General features: G+C 58.2%; 20 protein-coding genes. 15 read left to right on the top strand and 5 right to left on the bottom strand.

Annotated elements, in window-relative coordinates:
- Positions 1 to 11: 11 nt before the first annotated feature.
- On the top strand, positions 12 to 725 hold the full coding sequence (locus KO498_RS11400) for an RlmE family RNA methyltransferase (RefSeq protein WP_215960017.1): 714 nt from the start codon (positions 12 to 14) through the stop codon (positions 723 to 725).
- Positions 726 to 727: 2 nt separating this feature from the next.
- On the opposite strand, the gene KO498_RS11395 is transcribed toward KO498_RS11400, so the two are convergent.
- On the bottom strand, positions 728 to 904 hold the full coding sequence (locus KO498_RS11395) for a hypothetical protein (RefSeq protein WP_215960016.1): 177 nt from the start codon (positions 902 to 904) through the stop codon (positions 728 to 730).
- 166 nt (positions 905 to 1,070) lie between these two features.
- On the opposite strand from KO498_RS11395, the gene glpD reads away from it, so the two are divergent.
- The 3 genes from glpD (at position 1,071) to KO498_RS11380 (ending at position 4,536) form a co-directional block, all read left to right on the top strand.
- Positions 1,071 to 2,621, top strand: a complete 1,551-nt coding sequence (glpD, locus tag KO498_RS11390) for a glycerol-3-phosphate dehydrogenase (RefSeq protein ID WP_215960015.1) — start codon at positions 1,071 to 1,073, stop codon at positions 2,619 to 2,621.
- A gap of 1 nt (position 2,622) precedes the next feature.
- The gene (gene glpK / locus KO498_RS11385; protein ID WP_215960014.1) at positions 2,623 to 4,095 is read left to right on the top strand and encodes a glycerol kinase GlpK; all 1,473 of its coding nucleotides are present in this window, start codon (positions 2,623 to 2,625) and stop codon (positions 4,093 to 4,095) included.
- A gap of 117 nt (positions 4,096 to 4,212) precedes the next feature.
- A complete protein-coding gene (locus KO498_RS11380; protein ID WP_215960013.1) occupies positions 4,213 to 4,536 on the top strand; it encodes a DMT family transporter in 324 nt (107 codons plus the stop codon).
- 12 nt (positions 4,537 to 4,548) lie between these two features.
- On the opposite strand, the gene KO498_RS11375 is transcribed toward KO498_RS11380, so the two are convergent.
- Positions 4,549 to 4,929 carry a diacylglycerol kinase gene (locus KO498_RS11375; RefSeq protein ID WP_215960012.1) on the bottom strand — a complete coding sequence of 127 codons (381 nt, stop codon included), beginning with the start codon at positions 4,927 to 4,929 and terminating at the stop codon, positions 4,549 to 4,551.
- Between the two features lie 129 nt (positions 4,930 to 5,058).
- Here KO498_RS11375 and KO498_RS11370 point away from each other — a divergent pair, with 129 nt between their 5' ends.
- Positions 5,059 to 5,892 carry a DUF2059 domain-containing protein gene (locus KO498_RS11370; RefSeq protein ID WP_215960011.1) on the top strand — a complete coding sequence of 278 codons (834 nt, stop codon included), beginning with the start codon at positions 5,059 to 5,061 and terminating at the stop codon, positions 5,890 to 5,892.
- Positions 5,893 to 5,918: 26 nt separating this feature from the next.
- On the opposite strand, the gene KO498_RS11365 is transcribed toward KO498_RS11370, so the two are convergent.
- Positions 5,919 to 6,272 carry a hypothetical protein gene (locus tag KO498_RS11365; RefSeq protein WP_215960010.1) on the bottom strand — a complete coding sequence of 118 codons (354 nt, stop codon included), beginning with the start codon at positions 6,270 to 6,272 and terminating at the stop codon, positions 5,919 to 5,921.
- A gap of 239 nt (positions 6,273 to 6,511) precedes the next feature.
- On the opposite strand from KO498_RS11365, the gene KO498_RS11360 reads away from it, so the two are divergent.
- The 6 genes from KO498_RS11360 (at position 6,512) to KO498_RS11335 (ending at position 11,626) form a co-directional block, all read left to right on the top strand.
- Positions 6,512 to 7,228, top strand: a complete 717-nt coding sequence (locus tag KO498_RS11360; RefSeq protein ID WP_215960009.1) for a 50S ribosomal protein L21 — start codon at positions 6,512 to 6,514, stop codon at positions 7,226 to 7,228.
- Between the two features lie 12 nt (positions 7,229 to 7,240).
- Positions 7,241 to 7,510: a 50S ribosomal protein L27 gene (gene rpmA, locus KO498_RS11355; protein ID WP_215960008.1), complete on the top strand. Its 270-nt coding sequence runs from the start codon at positions 7,241 to 7,243 to the stop codon at positions 7,508 to 7,510.
- Between the two features lie 90 nt (positions 7,511 to 7,600).
- Positions 7,601 to 8,140, top strand: coding sequence for a GNAT family N-acetyltransferase (locus KO498_RS11350; protein WP_215960007.1), 540 nt, complete (start codon positions 7,601 to 7,603; stop codon positions 8,138 to 8,140).
- An 18-nt stretch (positions 8,141 to 8,158) separates the two neighbouring features.
- Positions 8,159 to 9,196, top strand: a complete 1,038-nt coding sequence (obgE, locus tag KO498_RS11345) for a GTPase ObgE (RefSeq protein ID WP_215960006.1) — start codon at positions 8,159 to 8,161, stop codon at positions 9,194 to 9,196.
- Positions 9,184 to 10,305, top strand: coding sequence for a glutamate 5-kinase (proB, locus tag KO498_RS11340; RefSeq protein ID WP_215960005.1), 1,122 nt, complete (start codon positions 9,184 to 9,186; stop codon positions 10,303 to 10,305). Before obgE ends, proB begins: the two co-directional genes overlap by 13 nt.
- Positions 10,306 to 10,360: 55 nt before the next feature.
- Complete coding sequence (locus KO498_RS11335; RefSeq protein WP_215960004.1) at positions 10,361 to 11,626, top strand: glutamate-5-semialdehyde dehydrogenase; 1,266 nt, start codon at positions 10,361 to 10,363, stop codon at positions 11,624 to 11,626.
- Here KO498_RS11335 and KO498_RS11330 read toward each other — a convergent pair.
- Positions 11,623 to 12,219: a histidine phosphotransferase family protein gene (locus tag KO498_RS11330; protein ID WP_215960003.1), complete on the bottom strand. Its 597-nt coding sequence runs from the start codon at positions 12,217 to 12,219 to the stop codon at positions 11,623 to 11,625. The genes KO498_RS11335 and KO498_RS11330 overlap by 4 nt on opposite strands.
- A gap of 27 nt (positions 12,220 to 12,246) precedes the next feature.
- Between KO498_RS11330 and KO498_RS11325 the strand changes: the two genes are divergently transcribed.
- The 3 genes from KO498_RS11325 (at position 12,247) to KO498_RS11315 (ending at position 14,165) form a co-directional block, all read left to right on the top strand.
- Positions 12,247 to 12,426, top strand: coding sequence for a DUF3553 domain-containing protein (locus KO498_RS11325; RefSeq protein ID WP_215960002.1), 180 nt, complete (start codon positions 12,247 to 12,249; stop codon positions 12,424 to 12,426).
- A 141-nt stretch (positions 12,427 to 12,567) separates the two neighbouring features.
- A complete protein-coding gene (locus tag KO498_RS11320; protein ID WP_215960001.1) occupies positions 12,568 to 13,320 on the top strand; it encodes a GNAT family N-acetyltransferase in 753 nt (250 codons plus the stop codon).
- Entirely contained in the window at positions 13,317 to 14,165 is an 849-nt protein-coding gene (locus tag KO498_RS11315) for a lysophospholipid acyltransferase family protein (RefSeq protein ID WP_215960000.1), read from the top strand. Before KO498_RS11320 ends, KO498_RS11315 begins: the two co-directional genes overlap by 4 nt.
- Here KO498_RS11315 and KO498_RS11310 read toward each other — a convergent pair.
- Positions 14,162 to 14,782, bottom strand: coding sequence for a thiamine phosphate synthase (locus tag KO498_RS11310; RefSeq protein WP_215959999.1), 621 nt, complete (start codon positions 14,780 to 14,782; stop codon positions 14,162 to 14,164). The two genes, KO498_RS11315 and KO498_RS11310, sit on opposite strands and share 4 nt — an antisense overlap.
- Before the next feature lie 117 nt (positions 14,783 to 14,899).
- On the opposite strand from KO498_RS11310, the gene KO498_RS11305 reads away from it, so the two are divergent.
- Positions 14,900 to 15,640: an RNA methyltransferase gene (locus tag KO498_RS11305; protein ID WP_215959998.1), complete on the top strand. Its 741-nt coding sequence runs from the start codon at positions 14,900 to 14,902 to the stop codon at positions 15,638 to 15,640.
- The last annotated feature ends 84 nt before the right edge of the window (positions 15,641 to 15,724 follow it).

Genomic DNA, 15,724 nt, shown 5'->3' with positions numbered 1-15,724 from the left:
CCGGAGTTGATATGGCAAAAAAACCGGACGGTAAGAACACATCAGGGCGCGGGCAACGCGACCTGAAGGTTAAGGTAAAGACAGCGCGGGGGCGAACGAACTCGTCGACGCGCTGGCTACAACGGCAGCTGAACGACCCTTACGTGGCACGCGCGCAGGCCGAGGGCTATCGTGGCCGTGCGGCCTTCAAGATCATGGAGCTTGATGACAAGATCGGCTTTCTGGTTCCCGGTGCGCGGGTGGTTGACCTTGGCTGTGCCCCTGGTGGCTGGCTGCAAGTCGCTGTGCCACGCATCAATGCGCTTGGTGAGGGCAAGGGGCCGAAAGGCACAATTCTGGGTGTTGACCTGCAAGAGGTCGACTCGCTCACAGGTGCCGAGATCCATGTTCTCGATTTCATGGATGAGGGCGCTGATGACAAAGTCAAAGAGTGGCTTGGTGGTAAGGCCGATGTGGTGATGAGCGACATGGCGGCCTCTAGCTCGGGCCACAAACAGACCGACCATTTGCGCATTATCTCGCTTTGCGAGGCTGCGGCATACTTTGCATTTGACGTTCTGGAAGACGGTGGCACCTTTGTTGCCAAGGTTTTGGCCGGTGGTGCCGAAGGCGATTTACAAAAGCTTTTGAAGCAGAAGTTCACCAAGGTTATGAACGTGAAACCGCCGAGTTCTCGCAGTGATAGCTCTGAAAAATTCGTTGTAGCAACTGGCTTTAGGGGTTAATCTTAAACTGCAACTTTAAGCGTATTGCTTGCGGCTTCAATGAAGCGCTGCGCATCGTTCAGATCATCGGTGTGTTGTGTTGATTTGGCAGAACATGCCGCAGCAATGTCTTGCTGGCGGATGAGCTCAAACAGCCGCGCGTGGCGGGCTTGTGTCGGTTTGCTGTTGACGATCTGCATAGCGGCCTCCTGCTGGTTCTCCGCAAACATCACTGCAAAATGCGGCAAAACTTGCCCGCAAAAGCTGCAATTTCTGGGTTTTGTGACGTTTGGTTAGGCTCAGGTTGCAAAACTTTGATTTTTCTTCATCTGCAAAGCGCGCCATAAGCGGCGTATGGAGACAGCTATGAGCCGCGAGCCCGAGACAGTTTACGACGTGTTTATCATTGGTGGTGGTGTCAATGGCTGCGGCATTGCGCGTGACGCCGCAGGGCGCGGGCTTAGCGTGTGTTTGGCCGAGCAGGGCGACTTGGCCTCTGGCACCTCGTCGGCGTCAACCAAGCTGTTTCACGGCGGGCTGCGCTATCTTGAGTATTTCGAGTTCCGGCTGGTGCGAGAAGCCCTGAAAGAGCGCGAAGTTCTGCTCCGGAATATGCCGCATATTTCATGGCCGATGCGCTTTGTCTTGCCACTGTCAAACGACATGCGTTTTGAGGGCGGCACGCCGAGTTCAAAGCTGTTGGGGCTGTTCATGCCGTGGCTTAAGGGCCGGCGGCCAAACTGGCTGATCAGGCTTGGCCTGTTCCTGTATGACAGCATGGGCGGGCGCAAGATTTTGCCTGCGACAACGCGTTTGAGCCTTGCAAATAGCCCCGAGGGCAAACCGCTGAAGGCCAAGTTCAGGCGGGCTTATGAATATTCCGATTGCTGGGTTGATGACGCGCGTTTGGTGGCACTCAATGCGCGAGATGCTGCAAAGCTCGGCGCGGATATTCGCACGCGCTGCAAGGTGCTTTCGGCCAAGCGTGAGGGCGCGCTGTGGCATGTGAACACCGAGCAAGGAGTGCTCAAAGCGCGGGCCTTGGTGAACGCCGCCGGCCCTTGGGTTTCCGACGTGCTTGATGGCACGATTGAAACCCCAATGCGTGGTGATATCCGGCTGGTGCGCGGCTCGCATATCGTCACCCGCAAGCTCTATGATCACAATAAATGCTACTTCTTTCAAGGCTCTGACGGGCGCATCATTTTTGCTATTCCCTATGAGCAAGACTTCACCCTGATTGGCACCACCGACGCCGAGCACGACAGGCCTGACGCGCGGGCTGTTTGCACGCCCGAGGAGCAACAGTATTTACTCGATTTCGCCAACCGGTATTTCGAGCAAGGCATCACCGAGCAAGACATCGTCTGGACATACTCCGGCGTGCGCCCTCTGCAAGACGAAGGCGCGGGGGACGCCGCCGCCGCGACACGCGACTATGAGCTCAGACTTGAGGGCGAAACCGCACCATTGCTGACGGTCTTTGGCGGAAAGATCACCACCTATCGCAAGCTGGCCGAGGCGGGGTGTGAGAAGCTTTCAGGCTTCTTTGAACAGGCCACAGGCGCTTGGACGCAAGAGGCGGCTTTGCCAGGCGGTGACTTTGATGTGCAGGCCTTTGATGCAGAGGTTGCGCGTTTGCAAGCGATGTTCGGCTTTCTGGAAGCTGATCAAACCCGCCGGTTGATGCGGGCTTACGGGCTTGATGCGCAGGCGCTTTTGGCTGGTGCAAACAAGCTTGAAGACCTTGGCGAGGCCTTTGGCGCAGGGCTAACGGCGCGCGAGGTTGACTGGCTGGTAGAGCACGAGTTTGCGCGCGAGGCTGATGACATTCTCTGGCGGCGCAGTAAACTCGGGCTGAAGATTGATGCCAAAGGCCGCCAAGCGCTTGAGGCCTATCTGCAAAAGGGAGCTTAGCATGAGCTACATTCTGGCGATTGATCAAGGGACGACAAGCTCGCGCGCGATCATCTTTGATGCCGATATGCGCCCCGTTGCCAGTGCTCAGGAGGAGTTCGAGCAGATATTCCCCGCCTCCGGTTGGGTCGAGCACCGTGCCGAGGATATCTGGAGCAGTGTCAGGCAGACTTGTGAAGTTGCCCTTAAGAACGCAGGGCTGACCGGGGGTGATCTGGCGGCGATCGGCATCACCAACCAGCGTGAAACAACGCTGCTGTGGGATCGCGCCACGGGCGAGGCGCTGCACAATGCGATTGTTTGGCAAGACAGGCGCACCGCTGAAATGTGTGACGCCCTTAAAGATGCGGGGCATGAGGCGGCTGTGCGGCGGCAAACCGGCCTGCTGCTTGATCCGTATTTTAGCGGCACCAAGCTGGCGTGGTTGCTCGACAACATTGAGGGCGCACGCAGCAGGGCCGAGGCGGGTGAGCTGGCTTTTGGCACTGTCGATAGCTGGCTGTTGTGGAAGCTGACAGGCGGGAAGGTGCATGCAACCGACGCCACCAACGCGGCACGCACCATGCTTTACGACATTCGCGAGGGGGCGTGGTCTGAGGATATGTGCGACATGCTCAACATCCCGCAGGCATTGTTGCCCGAGGTGAAAGACTGTGCGGCCGACTTTGGCATCTGCGAGCTGTTCGGCGGAGCGGTTCCGGTGCTCGGCATGGCCGGAGACCAGCAAGCGGCCACAATCGGGCAGGGGTGTTTTGAACCGGGGATGCTGAAAGCGACCTATGGCACGGGGTGTTTTGCTTTGCTCAACACAGGGAGCGAGCCAGTGCTCTCGGAGAACCGCCTGCTGACGACGATCGCCTATCAGCTTAACGGCGAGGTGACATATGCGCTGGAGGGCTCGATCTTTATTGCCGGGGCGGTGGTGCAATGGCTGCGCGACGGCTTGCAAATGATTGACGAAGCTTCTGAGACACAGGCACTGGCTGAAGGGGCCGAGGAGGGGGTCGTCATTGTGCCGGCCTTCACCGGCCTTGGCGCGCCTTACTGGGACGCGAATGCACGTGGTGCGGTGTTCGGGCTGACACGTAACACAGGGCCAAAGGAAATGGCCCGCGCAGCGTTACAATCGGTCGGCTTTCAGACACGAGACTTACTTGAGGCAATGCGCTCGGATTGGGGCAGCACGGCGGAGGCGGCGTTGCGCGTTGACGGCGGCATGACGGCGTCCGACTGGACGATGCAGTTTCTGGCCGACATCACAGGCGCGCAGGTGGACAGGCCGGTGATCTTGGAAACAACAGCGCTTGGCGCCGCATGGCTCGCCGGACAGCGCGCAGGGCTTTATGAGGGCCACGAGGGCTTTGCCAGGATGTGGCAGCTTGAACGCTCCTTTGTGCCAAAGATGGACGCAGAGAGCCGCGAGGCCAGCTATGCGCGCTGGCAAAAAGCGGTTGTGGCGGCGCGGGCGTTTTAGGTGCGCTGGCAGAGTGTTGACCGCTGGTCAGCGTATCGCTAAGCAGACTCAAGCGGGACGACCCGCGCTTTCTGGAAATTTGCGGGACGGCCCGTGCGAATAGAAAAGGGCGCGGTGATGCCTTGGATTTATCTTGTTCTCGCAGGCCTGCTCGAAATTGTTTGGGCTTACTTCATGAAAAAGTCGGAAGGGTTTACGCTGCTTGTGCCCAGCAGCATTACCTTTGCTGCGATGATAGCGAGCTTTGTTTTGCTGTCGCTGGCGATGCGCTCGCTGCCGCTTGGCACCGCCTACACGATCTGGACAGGTATCGGAGCGGTCGGGGCCTTTGCCTTGGGCGTGATAATGCTCGGAGAGGCGGTCACGCCGCTGCGGCTTTTGGCGGCACTGTTGATTGTCGCGGGCATTGTGCTGATGAAGCTGTCAAGCCCCGTCACATAGGCGCGCGACGGCTTAGCTGTTGAAGCAAACGATGAGCACGCAAGCAAGGTAAGCTGCGTTGGCGAACAACATGCACATGACAGCAAATGAGCCGAGGTCTTTTGCGTGTTTGGCCATGTCTGAATAGTCTGGTGATATGTGATCGACGATCTCTTCCAGCGCAGTGTTGAGGGCTTCGATGGCGAAGGTGACCAACACCAGCACGAGGCCGACGGCCAGTTGCGACAGGCTCGCGCCGACCAGTGCCATGAGCAGCAAGGCGAGTCCGCCAAGTGTCGCCTCATGGCGAAAGGCGGTTTCACCCCAAAGCCTGCGCGCGCCAGCAAGTGAGTAGCGCGTTGCGGCCAAAACATGCGCAAAGCCATGCACTTTATCGGGTTTGGTGTTTGCCATGCGACGTCCTTCTGGTTGCTTGGCCAGATGATATCTGGATGCGCGTATTTGTGCTAGACGGCTTTTAGCAGGCTTGAGTTGGCCGCCAAAAGGCGTAGGTTGCCAGAAACAAAACAAATGAGGCTTTCGATGAGAGTAATTGCAGTGTGGGTTTTTGCGGTGTTTGCCGCGCTTTCGGGGGCGGTTCAGGCTGACGATGATCAGGGTGCCAACACTGACGCGATAAAAGCCTTTCTGACAGTCACAGGTTTTGACGTGGCGCTGGAAAGTCTGCGCCTTGGGGCGCAAGATGCGCCGCAGATGCTCGGGCTTGAAGCCAGCGACTTTGGCTTGCAGTGGACACAGACAGCCGACCGCGTGTTTGACGCCAAACAGATCGAAGCTGACGCGCTGTCTTTCCTTGCGGCGGCTATGGACGATGAGATGCTTGCTCACGCCGCCGGTTTTTATGCCACAGAGCTTGGCCAGCGGCTTGTTGCCGTTGAAAATGCGGCCCATTCCAGTGTCGATACCAGCGGCGAAGCCCCGCGCGGAGAGGCGATTGTCGCCGAGCTAGAACAATCCGGCGGCAAACGGCTTGATATCCTCAAACGTATGAACCACGCGATTGACCCGTCAAACACCGGATCGCGCGCTTCACAGGAAGTGCAGATCAGGTTTTTGCTTGCGGCCTCGGACGCCGAGGTGATCGACCGCCTTGACGAAGCCACGCTGCGCGCCTTGATGGCCGAGCAGGCAGAAGACATGGCAGACGAGCTTGAGCAAGCGGCGCTGGTGTCGGCGGCAACTGTCTATGAGCCGTTTGATGACGACGAGCTCGAGATCTACGCGCTGGCGCTAGAGCATCCGGTGATGCAGAAAGTCTATGAGCTGATGAACGGCATCCAATATGCGATCATGGCCGACCGCTACGAACAACTGGCGCTGAAGATGGCCGGGATCAAACCGGCCCAAGAGCTCTAGGTTTAACTCTAGATTTAACTCTAGGTTTAGGTGCCGTGTACCATAAGCGCGACTGTCAGCGCCTCGGCATCCTGACGGTAGAGCGCTTGATCGGTGGCAATGCGTTTTGTGAGCACGGCGTGGCGCGCAGGAGCGACGCGGGCGAGGGCGTAGGCTTCGGTCAGGTGTGGGCCTCCGCTGGCGAGCGCTTCTTGCATGAGCGCCGCGTGGTGCATCAGCACATAGTCAGACACTTTCTTGCGGCGCGTGTTGTAGCTGGCGTTCTCGATGCCGGTTGTCAGGCCGGAAACGGGCAGTAAGAGCGGATTTCCCAAATGCCCCGCATCGCAAGATGCAAGCATAAGAAGGGCTGTTACACCAAGAGAAATGCGGTAACTCATAAGCCTCAGCATAAAAGCGCGGGGCAATAGCGCAAGCTCAGTGAAAATACGGCGAAATATCGGGCTTTGCTGCTTGACTTAACAGAGGCATTTACCGATAAGCGCCCATCTGCGCAGGGATTCCCTTGAGCAGTGTTTATGCAATGACGCCCAAACGGGCGCGCTGTTCGCGGCGGCTTATGCCACAAACGCCTGCAAAAGCAGGGGCCACAGGACGCGACAAAATGAAGGAACGACCCATGTTCGCGGTCATCAAGACAGGCGGAAAGCAATATAAAGTTCAATCGGGCGACGTGCTCCGTGTTGAGAAACTTGCTGCTGACGCTGGTGAAAAAATCCAATTCAACGAAATTCTGATGCTCGGCGGCGACAAGCCCGTTGTGGGTGCTCCTTTGGTTGACGGCGCTGCTGTTCAAGCTGAAGTGATGGACCAGATCAAAGGTGAAAAACTTATTCACTTTGTAAAGCGTCGTCGTAAGCACTCTTCAAAGCGCACCAAGGGCCACCGTCAGCAACTGACGCTCCTGCGTATCACAGACATCCTCGCCACTGGTGGTGACAAGTCTGGTGTTAAAGCCGCTCTCGCGGGTGCGGGCTTTGTCTCGGCTGTTGCCGCGGCTGCTACGAAAGGCGCACCGACGTCTAAGAAAGCTGCTGCCAATGCCGAGCGCGCCTCAGCGCCAAAGAAAGCGAAAGCCGCAAAGCCTGCCGCCGAAAAGAAAGCCGCCCCCAAGAAAGCCGCAAAAGCTGACACGGGCGCTGACGATCTGTCACAGATCAGCGGTGTAGGTCCGGTGATCGTTGGCAAGCTCCACGACCTCGGCGTTACAACATTCGCCCAAATCGCAGCATGGACGCCAGAGGACATTGCTGATATGGACGAAAAACTGAATTTCAAAGGTCGCATTGACCGCGATGAGTGGCTTAAGCAAGCTGCAGAACTCGCTAAAGGCTAAGGAGAGACACCCATGGCACATAAAAAAGCAGGCGGTTCGTCCCGCAACGGTCGCGACTCAGCGGGTCGCCGTCTTGGCGTTAAAAAATATGGTGGCGAAGTTGTCATCGGCGGAAACATCATCGTGCGTCAGCGCGGCACGAAGTTTTGGCCGGGTGAAGGCGTGGGCATGGGCAAAGATCACACGATCTTCGCAACAGCCAACGGCAACGTCAAATTCCACAAGGGCCTCAAAGGCCGCACCTTTATTTCGGTTCTCCCGGCAGCGGAGGCCGCTGAGTAGTCCGACCTTAAGGTTTTAAGACAAACAAGGGATCGGCATAACAGCCGGTCCTTTTTTTATTTGTGACTGCTGCCTTGGGAGGGAAAGCAGATGAACGTCGAGATAAATGCAAAGCAGATGGTGATCGCCGCTGACGGTTTCGTTTTGCGTCCGCTTGAGGCGTCGGATGCGGCGTTGATCGAGCTTTACGCCGCTGACGCGCGCGTGGCAAAGAACACCACAACCATTCCGCACCCTCTGCCGCCCGGCGCAACCGAGGCGTTGATTGCCCGCGTGCAGGCAGCTGACCGGCAAGAAGACACATGGGCAATGGATGGCAGTGCCGACGGCGGGCCAACCTTGCTTGGTCTGATCAGCTTGAAACGCATGGATCGCAACCAATCCGAAATCGGCTATTGGGTGGCGCCCGCGTTCTGGAACACCGGTCATGCAAGCGCAGGCGTGGCGGCCTTGTTGCAAGCAAACCCGCATGCCGATGACACTATTTTTGCCAGCGTTTTTCAAGACAATCCGGCTTCGGCGCGGGTGCTGACAAATCAGGGCTTTGCTTATATCGGTGACGCCGAGAGCTTTTCTGTCGCGCGGGGCGTGACAGTGCCCACGTGGACCTATATCTGCAAGCTCAAGTGAGCTGCCTAAGGAGCCAACATGAAATTTCTTGATCTCGCAAAGGTCTACATTCGCTCAGGCTCGGGCGGCGGCGGTTGCATCAGCTTCCGGCGGGAAAAGTACATCGAATACGGCGGCCCTGATGGCGGCGACGGTGGCCGCGGCGGGGATGTCTGGATCGAAGCGGTTGACGGGCTCAACACCTTGATCGACTTTCGCTACCAGCAGCACTTCTTTGCCAAGAACGGCCAAGGCGGCATGGGCAACCAGCGCACCGGTAAAGACGGCGAAACAGTCGTGCTCAAAGTGCCCGTTGGCACCGAGATCATGGAAGAAGACGGCGAGACAGTTATTGCCGACATCACCGAACTCGGCCAGCGCATCCGCATAGCAAAGGGCGGCAATGGCGGCTTTGGCAACTTGCACTTCAAGTCGTCTACCAACCAAGCGCCGCGCCGCGCCAACCCAGGCCAAGAGGGCGTTGAGCGCACGATCTGGCTGCGCCTCAAGCTGATCGCCGATGTCGGCCTGCTCGGCCTACCGAACGCGGGTAAAAGCACGTTTCTCGCGGCAACTTCAAATGCGCGGCCCAAGATTGCCGACTACCCGTTTACCACTTTGCACCCTAACCTTGGCGTTGTCGGTGTTGACGGCGCCGAGTTTGTCATCGCCGATATCCCCGGGTTGATAGAAGGCGCGCATGAAGGCGTCGGCCTCGGTGTGCGCTTCTTGGGCCATGTCGAGCGCTCGGCAGTGCTATTGCACTTGGTTGACGGCACCTCCGGCGACCCTGTTAAGGACTACCAAACCATCATCGGCGAACTCGAAGCCTACGGCGGCGACCTGGCCAACAAGAACCGTGTCACGGTGCTCAACAAGATAGACACGCTTGATGAAGAAGAGCGCATCTTTCTTAAAGAAGAGCTCGAAGCCGCGACAGGCGCGCCGGTGTTGCTGATGGCCGGTGCCACGGGTGAGGGCGTGACCGACGTGTTGCGCAAACTGCGCAAATCCATACAGGAACACCGCGCCGCCGAGGCAGCCTTAGGGCAGGAGGAAGAGCCATGGCGGCCCTAGCCGACGCCAAACGCATTGTTGTCAAGATCGGATCTGCGCTGTTGGTCGATGCCCGCGGCCGTGGGCTCAAGCAAGATTGGCTGCTGAGCCTCGCCGCTGATGTCGCGACGCTCAAGGCGCGTGGGCAAGACGTGGTGCTGGTCTCGTCTGGCTCGATAGCTTTGGGGCGTGGTGTGCTTGGCCTGCCGCAAACCGCCTTGGCGCTGGAGCAAAGCCAAGCCGCCGCCGCTGTCGGGCAAATACGCCTCGCGCGCGCCTATGAGGAAGCCCTTGCGCCACATGATATCACCACAGCGCAGGTGCTGGTGACACTTGAAGACAGTGCAGATCGCCGCCGCTACCTCAACAGCCGTGCCACCCTAGAGCAGCTCCTCAGCCTTGGAGTCGTGCCAATCGTTAACGAAAACGACACCGTGGCAACCGACGAAATCCGCTATGGCGACAATGACCGCCTCGCAGCCCAAGTCGCCGTTACTGTCGGCGCTGATCTGCTGGTGCTGCTTTCTGATGTCGACGGGCTATACACTGCCAACCCCAATGACGAGCCGAGCGCCACGCGCCTCGACACCGTCACCCGCATCACCCCGGAAATCGAAGCGATGGCCGGCGATGCCGGCACTGGCCTCTCTAAGGGCGGCATGAAAACCAAGGTGATGGCAGCCAAGACGGCGACAAGTGCTGGTTGCGACATGATCATCACATTAGGGTCGCGTCATAATCCCCTGATATCAATAGATAAAAATGAAAGCAAAACGCTCTTCACTGCTGAAAGTGATCCGCAAGCCGCCCGTAAACGTTGGATCGCCTCAATGAAGCCGCAAGGCCAAATCATGGTCGATGCCGGCGCAGTCCGCGCGCTCTCACAAGGCAAAAGCCTGCTGCCCGCCGGTGTTACACAGGTCAGCGGCAACTTCGGGCGCGGTGAACCGGTCGAGATTGTCAGCACTGATGGCACCAACCTTGGTCAAGGGCTCACCCGTTACACCTCTCAAGAAGCTGAAACCATTGTTGGTCACAAAAGCGCTGATATCGAAGCCGCCTTGGGGTATCCTGCCCGTGCGGCCCTCGTTCACCGCGACGATATGGCTCTTGGCTCTTTTTCTTGGTAAAAATATCCCCGCCGGAGGCTCCTGCCGCCGCAGCACACACAAAGGCTGACCTGATATGACCGAAAACCAGAACATCCCGCAGATGATGGCCGAGATCGGCACCAGGGCCCGCGCGGCCGCAGCAGAGCTTGCATATGCGTCAGCCGAGCGCAAACATGCGGCCTTGATCGGGGCCGCCGATGCTGTCTGGAAAACCCGTGCGAGCATTCTGGAGGCCAACCAGAAAGACCTGGCTTTTGGCCGTGAGAAGGGCCTCAGCCCTGCGATGATGGATCGGCTGATGCTTGACGAGCCCCGCATTCGCAACATTGTTGACGGTCTGCGCGCGGTGGCAGAACAACCTGATCCTGTCGGTGAAATCATCGAAGAATGGGATCAGGCCTCGGGCATTCACATCAAGAAAGTCCGCACGCCTTTAGGTGTTATCGGTGTGATCTACGAAAGCCGGCCCAACGTCACGGCTGACGCGGGTGCATTGTGCTTGAAGTCGGGCAACGCGGTTATCCTGCGCGGAGGCTCGGAAGGGTTTAACTCGTCAAAAGCGCTGCATGCTTGCCTCGTTGAAGGCCTGCGATCTGCCAACCTGCCCGAAGCGGCAATACAGCTCGTGCCAACCCGTGATCGCGCCGCCGTGAGTGAAATGCTGACAATGACCGAGAGCATCGATGTCATTGTGCCGCGCGGGGGCAAGGGGCTTGTCGGCCTTGTGCAACGCGAAGCGCGGGTGCCTGTTTTCGCGCATCTTGAGGGCATTGTTCACATTTACATCGACGCTGCAGCCGACCCCGAGAAAGCGCTGAAAGTTGTGCTTAACGCCAAAACACGACGCACCGGTATTTGCGGAGCGGCCGAGTGTTTGCTGGTGCACGAGAGCCTTGTCGACACCATCGGGCAGGGCGTTGTTAGGGCGTTGCTTGATGCCGGAGTTGAAGTGCGTGGTGACGCCGCTTTGCAGAGCATCAAAGGGGTTACGCCCGCGCATGATAGTGACTGGGGGCAGGAGTTTCTTGATATGATCATCGCGGCGAAAACTGTCAGCAATGTGGATGAGGCCATTGCCCATATCCGCCAGTTTGGCTCCAATCACACTGACTGTATCCTGACGGAAGATGACGCCACAGCCGCGCGGTTCTTTACGAGGCTCGACAGTGCGATCCTGATGCGCAACGCCTCGACGCAATTCGCTGATGGCGGCGAGTTTGGCATGGGCGCCGAGATCGGGATCGCCACAGGCAAGCTGCATGCGCGCGGGCCCGTAGGAGCCAAGCAACTCACCAGCTTCAAGTATATCGTCGAGGGTGACGGCACCATTCGTGGCTAGAAGCGGATGCTGACGCTTTCGTCGGTGATCGTATAGGTCAGCACCCGTTCAAGCGCGTTGGTGCAGCGTGGCAGCATGGCAAATTGCACCTCCGAAGGTTGCAATCCGTCCGGAATACTCACCGATTTGAGCGTGCTCCATAAGGCTTCTGGCGCGCGGGGTTTTCCGACACCGGAAATCTCCCAGACGCCGTTGTCTTTCGTCACTGTGAACACACCGCCAGACGCCAGAGCGCTGCCAAGGCACAAGAGCGCCAGCAGCACGGCTTGAACCTCGTCGCGGCGGGCATCTTCGGGCACAGCCCAGTCACAGCTCATGCGGGTGTCGGCATAGAACCCTGCCAATATGTTTTTGATTTCGGGAGCGCCGAGGCGTTGCTCGCTTGACGCCAGCCCAAGCGCCACACGGTAGAAGCGCACCCGCGCATTAGCACCTTCGACGCTCTGCGAGATCAGGTTCATCTCGGGCGTGTCAGCCTGTCCGGTCAGGGCAACAAGCTCAAGCCCGTTGCTGATCGCGCCGATCGGGCTGATAATGTCATGGCAGATACGCGACCCGATGAGGGTTGCAAGCGTCAGGCTGTCTTGTGTCATGCGGGCTTTCCTGTATGGCTTTGATCTATGAGTGATTTAAATGCAATCCTGACACCCGGCATGCGTGTGCGCCACCCCAATATGCCTGATTGGGGTGTGGGGCAGGTGCAGTCAAATATCGCTGGTAAGGTCACGGTAAACTTCCCCGATGCTGGCAAAGTGGTGATTGATAGCAACCGCATTGAGCTGCAACTGGTGTTTGATTAACGGTGTCTAACCTTTGATGCCAAAAGATGGTTACTGAAAGGTAAACGCCGTCAAAACAGACCCGTATCTGCCATGGTGCTTGCACGGCCAGCTTGTGCCGCCTACAAGCGGTTTCATGCAGATTTTCAGGCGAAACACCTCATGAGCACACCGCAGTTTTCGGTTCGGCTGGCTGATTGTGAGGCCGATATTCTGGCTGCACAACGCCTGCGATATCAGGTGTTTGTGAGCGAACTCGGCGCTGACGGGCCACTTGTCGACCACCAGAACAAGCTGGAGCGCGACAGCTTTGATGTTCACAGCAAACATTTGCTGCTTATTGACGAGACAAGCGCGCAAGTTGTCGGGGTTTATCGGCTGCTTGACGCCGAAGGGGCAAAGGCGGCTGGGCAGTTTTACTCGGAGAGCGAGTATGACTTAAGCCTGCTTAAGGCGTCAAAGCGAAAGCTGCTTGAGCTCGGGCGCTCGTGTTTACACCCTGACTATCGCGGCGGCACGGGGGTGTTTGCACTTTGGTCGGCGCTGGCAGCCTATGTTGCCGAGCAGGGCGTCGAGCTGTTGTTCGGCGTCGCCAGTTTTCATGGCGCCGACATCAAAAAGCTCGCGGCACCTTTGTCTCTGCTGCATCATCGTCACCTCGCGCCAGAAAACCTGCGCGTCACTGCGCTCGGTGATCCTCAACAGCCGATGGATCTGATCTCTGAACTCAAGCTTGATCGCAAGGCAGCAATGCTTGAAATGCCCGCATTGATAAAGGCCTACCTACGGCTTGGCGGAGTTGTGGGCGAGGGCGCTTACATAGATCACGCCTTCAACACCACTGACGTTTGTCTGGTGTTGGATACAGAGGTTATGAACAGCAAGCACCGCAAGCTCTACGAGCGCCGCGTATGAGCACTTGGAACCCCGAGCAAACGGGCGATGACTACGCTATCAGCCTGATGGGTTGGCTGCGCGTGGCGTTCAGGGCTTTGGCGCTCATCGTCTTGATGCTCTGTGGTCTCGCGGCCTTGTTGTTAATGCGCCTTATAGAGGCTCCGCTCTTTGGGGTTAACCGCCCGTGGACACCCTACATCACCCAGTTTGTTTGTCGCACGGCCTTTTTGATCATGGGGATGAAGTTTTCAACCAAAGGCAGGCAGATGAAACAGGCCGGCGCGGTTGTCGCCAACCACGGCTCCTGGCTTGATATTTTCAGCCTCAACGCCAGCAAGCGCGTGTATTTCGTGTCAAAGGCCGAAGTGGCCAACTGGCCCGGTATCGGCTGGCTTGCACGAGCCACGGGCACGGTGTTCATTCGCCGTGAGCGCGCCGATGCGAAGCTACAACAAGACCTGTTTGAAACCCGGCTGACAGCGGGGCACAAACTCTTGTTTTTTCCGGAGGGCACTTCAACAGACGGATTGAGGGTTTTGCCCTTTAAGTCAACGCTCTTCGCAGCGTTCTTCACCGATCATCTGCGCGACATCATGTGGGTGCAGCCGGTGACCGTGGCATATCAGGCTCCCAAGGGGCAAAGCCCGCGATTTTACGGATGGTGGGGTGATATGGAGTTCGACAGCCACCTGCTCAAAACCCTCGCTGTGCCAAGACAGGGCTCGGTTATGGTGACTTACCACACGCCGCTTAAAGTCTCGGAGTTTGTTGATCGCAAGGCGCTTGCGGCGGCCTGTGAGCATGCCGTGCGCAGCGGCATGCCTGATGCCTTGATCGAGGCAGGGCACGCCTACGAGGGCTAAACCATGAGCGCCTTAAAACCAGCCAGCGCTTTGCTTGGTTCGTCCTGCGACCATATCTCGTTACCAAACCCGAAAAAATCGGTGAACGGAGCGACTTGCTTAACCAGATCGCTGTTGAGCATACCTTCCGCAACGACAGGCACTTCGATCATCTGCGACCACCATTCAAACAACTCCAGATCAACGGTGCTGCCGTCGCCCAATGTGGTTTCGCCAAGCGGGCCGAAGCTGACGTAATCAGCGCCAGCCTCGCCAGCGCTCATGCCGGTGTGGCGCGAGGCCTCGCAGTATGCACCAACGATCGCATCATCTCCGAGCGATTTACGCGCCTTGGAAACCGAGCGTGCGCCGTCGGTGAGGTGAACACCGTCAAGGCCCATCCGCTCGGCCAGAAGTATGTGCTTTTCAACAACAAGCGCCACATCGCGCGCATCGGTGATTTCGCGCAGCGCATCCGCAGCGCGGCTGAGCGCGTCTTCATCGGCGCTGCTCATCGCAAGGCGCACACAGGCAACCTCATGCGCATCCAACACGCCAGCAAGCTCGCCGGAAAAGCGGCTGAGTTCAAACTCGGTCGGGGTGATCAGGTAGATCTGCGGGAGGTCTTGCTCGGCCATGTCGTTTGTCCTTTTGAGGTTGCAGGCTTCTAGCGCGCTTTCACCGTTAGGGAAAGGGGGCTTGGCGCTGGTTTGGCAATGCATTATGAGGGCGCGAGCCTTCAAGGGAACCTGCACATGCCAACGCCCGGACAACAACCAACTTTCGTTCTGGTGCGCCCGCAGATGGGCGAGAACATCGGCGCGGCAGCGCGGGCGATGTGGAACTTCGGGCTTGACCGAATGCGCATTGTTGCCCCGCGTGACGGCTGGCCAAGCGAGCGCGCTGTGGCCATGGCATCGGGTGCGGGGCGGCTGCTGGACGAGGCACTGCTAAGTGACGATCTGGCCGGTGCACTCGATGAAAGCACCTTTACATTTGCAACGACAGCGCGGGCGCGCGGGCTCACCAAGCCGGTGTTCAGCCCCGAAGGCGCAATGAAGCTTGCTGGCGAGAAGCTGGCAGCCGGCGAGAAAGTCGCTGTCATGTTTGGCCCCGAGCGCACAGGGCTTGAGAACGACGAAGTGGCCCGCGCCAATGCGCTGATTTCGGTGCCGGTAAATCCGGAGTTTGCCTCGCTCAACCTTGCGCAATGTGTGCTTTTGCTGGGCTATGAGTGGCGGCGGCAGCAGGGCGATATCGTGCACGAACGTATGGAAGTTGCCCGTGGCGGAGACATTGCGACTGCCAAAGATGTTGAAAGCCTCGGCGCACATTTTGAAGAGCGTCTGGACAGCGCGGGCTTCTTTTACCCACCGGAAAAAGCCCAGGGCATGAAGACCAACCTGCGTAATATGTGGAGCCGTATGCCGCTCACCCGTGCCGATGTTCAGATGTTGCACGGGCTGCTCAGACAGTTGGTGCGCGGCAAAGACTAAAGCGCCTCGCCTTTCCCCTATATCAGGTTAAAAGCGAGACGCTTTTGTAAGCCTGCTTGCGCCTTTGAAGGCCAGCGCATAGCT

Origin of the sequence: Lentibacter algarum (assembly GCF_018860975.1) — a bacterium.
Classification (GTDB): domain Bacteria; phylum Pseudomonadota; class Alphaproteobacteria; order Rhodobacterales; family Rhodobacteraceae; genus Lentibacter; species Lentibacter algarum_A.
This window is presented reverse-complemented; position numbering and strand designations above follow the sequence as displayed.

Excerpts from the sequence above, each read along its gene's own strand:
- KO498_RS11395 (WP_215960016.1), bottom strand. The coding sequence starts at position 904 with ATGCAGATCGTCAACAGCAAACCGACACAAGCCCGCCACGCGCGGCTG.
- KO498_RS11305 (WP_215959998.1), top strand. The coding sequence starts at position 14,900 with ATGCCAACGCCCGGACAACAACCAACTTTCGTTCTGGTGCGCCCGCAG.
- KO498_RS11325 (WP_215960002.1), top strand. The coding sequence starts at position 12,247 with ATGAGTGATTTAAATGCAATCCTGACACCCGGCATGCGTGTGCGCCAC.
- KO498_RS11365 (WP_215960010.1), bottom strand. The coding sequence starts at position 6,272 with ATGAGTTACCGCATTTCTCTTGGTGTAACAGCCCTTCTTATGCTTGCA.
- KO498_RS11400 (WP_215960017.1), top strand. The coding sequence starts at position 12 with ATGGCAAAAAAACCGGACGGTAAGAACACATCAGGGCGCGGGCAACGC.
- KO498_RS11330 (WP_215960003.1), bottom strand. The coding sequence starts at position 12,219 with ATGACACAAGACAGCCTGACGCTTGCAACCCTCATCGGGTCGCGTATC.
- KO498_RS11370 (WP_215960011.1), top strand. The coding sequence starts at position 5,059 with ATGAGAGTAATTGCAGTGTGGGTTTTTGCGGTGTTTGCCGCGCTTTCG.
- rpmA (WP_215960008.1), top strand. The coding sequence starts at position 7,241 with ATGGCACATAAAAAAGCAGGCGGTTCGTCCCGCAACGGTCGCGACTCA.
- proB (WP_215960005.1), top strand. The coding sequence starts at position 9,184 with ATGGCGGCCCTAGCCGACGCCAAACGCATTGTTGTCAAGATCGGATCT.
- KO498_RS11350 (WP_215960007.1), top strand. The coding sequence starts at position 7,601 with ATGAACGTCGAGATAAATGCAAAGCAGATGGTGATCGCCGCTGACGGT.
- obgE (WP_215960006.1), top strand. The coding sequence starts at position 8,159 with ATGAAATTTCTTGATCTCGCAAAGGTCTACATTCGCTCAGGCTCGGGC.
- KO498_RS11375 (WP_215960012.1), bottom strand. The coding sequence starts at position 4,929 with ATGGCAAACACCAAACCCGATAAAGTGCATGGCTTTGCGCATGTTTTG.
- KO498_RS11335 (WP_215960004.1), top strand. The coding sequence starts at position 10,361 with ATGACCGAAAACCAGAACATCCCGCAGATGATGGCCGAGATCGGCACC.
- KO498_RS11320 (WP_215960001.1), top strand. The coding sequence starts at position 12,568 with ATGAGCACACCGCAGTTTTCGGTTCGGCTGGCTGATTGTGAGGCCGAT.
- glpD (WP_215960015.1), top strand. The coding sequence starts at position 1,071 with ATGAGCCGCGAGCCCGAGACAGTTTACGACGTGTTTATCATTGGTGGT.
- KO498_RS11315 (WP_215960000.1), top strand. The coding sequence starts at position 13,317 with ATGAGCACTTGGAACCCCGAGCAAACGGGCGATGACTACGCTATCAGC.
- KO498_RS11380 (WP_215960013.1), top strand. The coding sequence starts at position 4,213 with ATGCCTTGGATTTATCTTGTTCTCGCAGGCCTGCTCGAAATTGTTTGG.
- KO498_RS11310 (WP_215959999.1), bottom strand. The coding sequence starts at position 14,782 with ATGGCCGAGCAAGACCTCCCGCAGATCTACCTGATCACCCCGACCGAG.
- KO498_RS11360 (WP_215960009.1), top strand. The coding sequence starts at position 6,512 with ATGTTCGCGGTCATCAAGACAGGCGGAAAGCAATATAAAGTTCAATCG.
- glpK (WP_215960014.1), top strand. The coding sequence starts at position 2,623 with ATGAGCTACATTCTGGCGATTGATCAAGGGACGACAAGCTCGCGCGCG.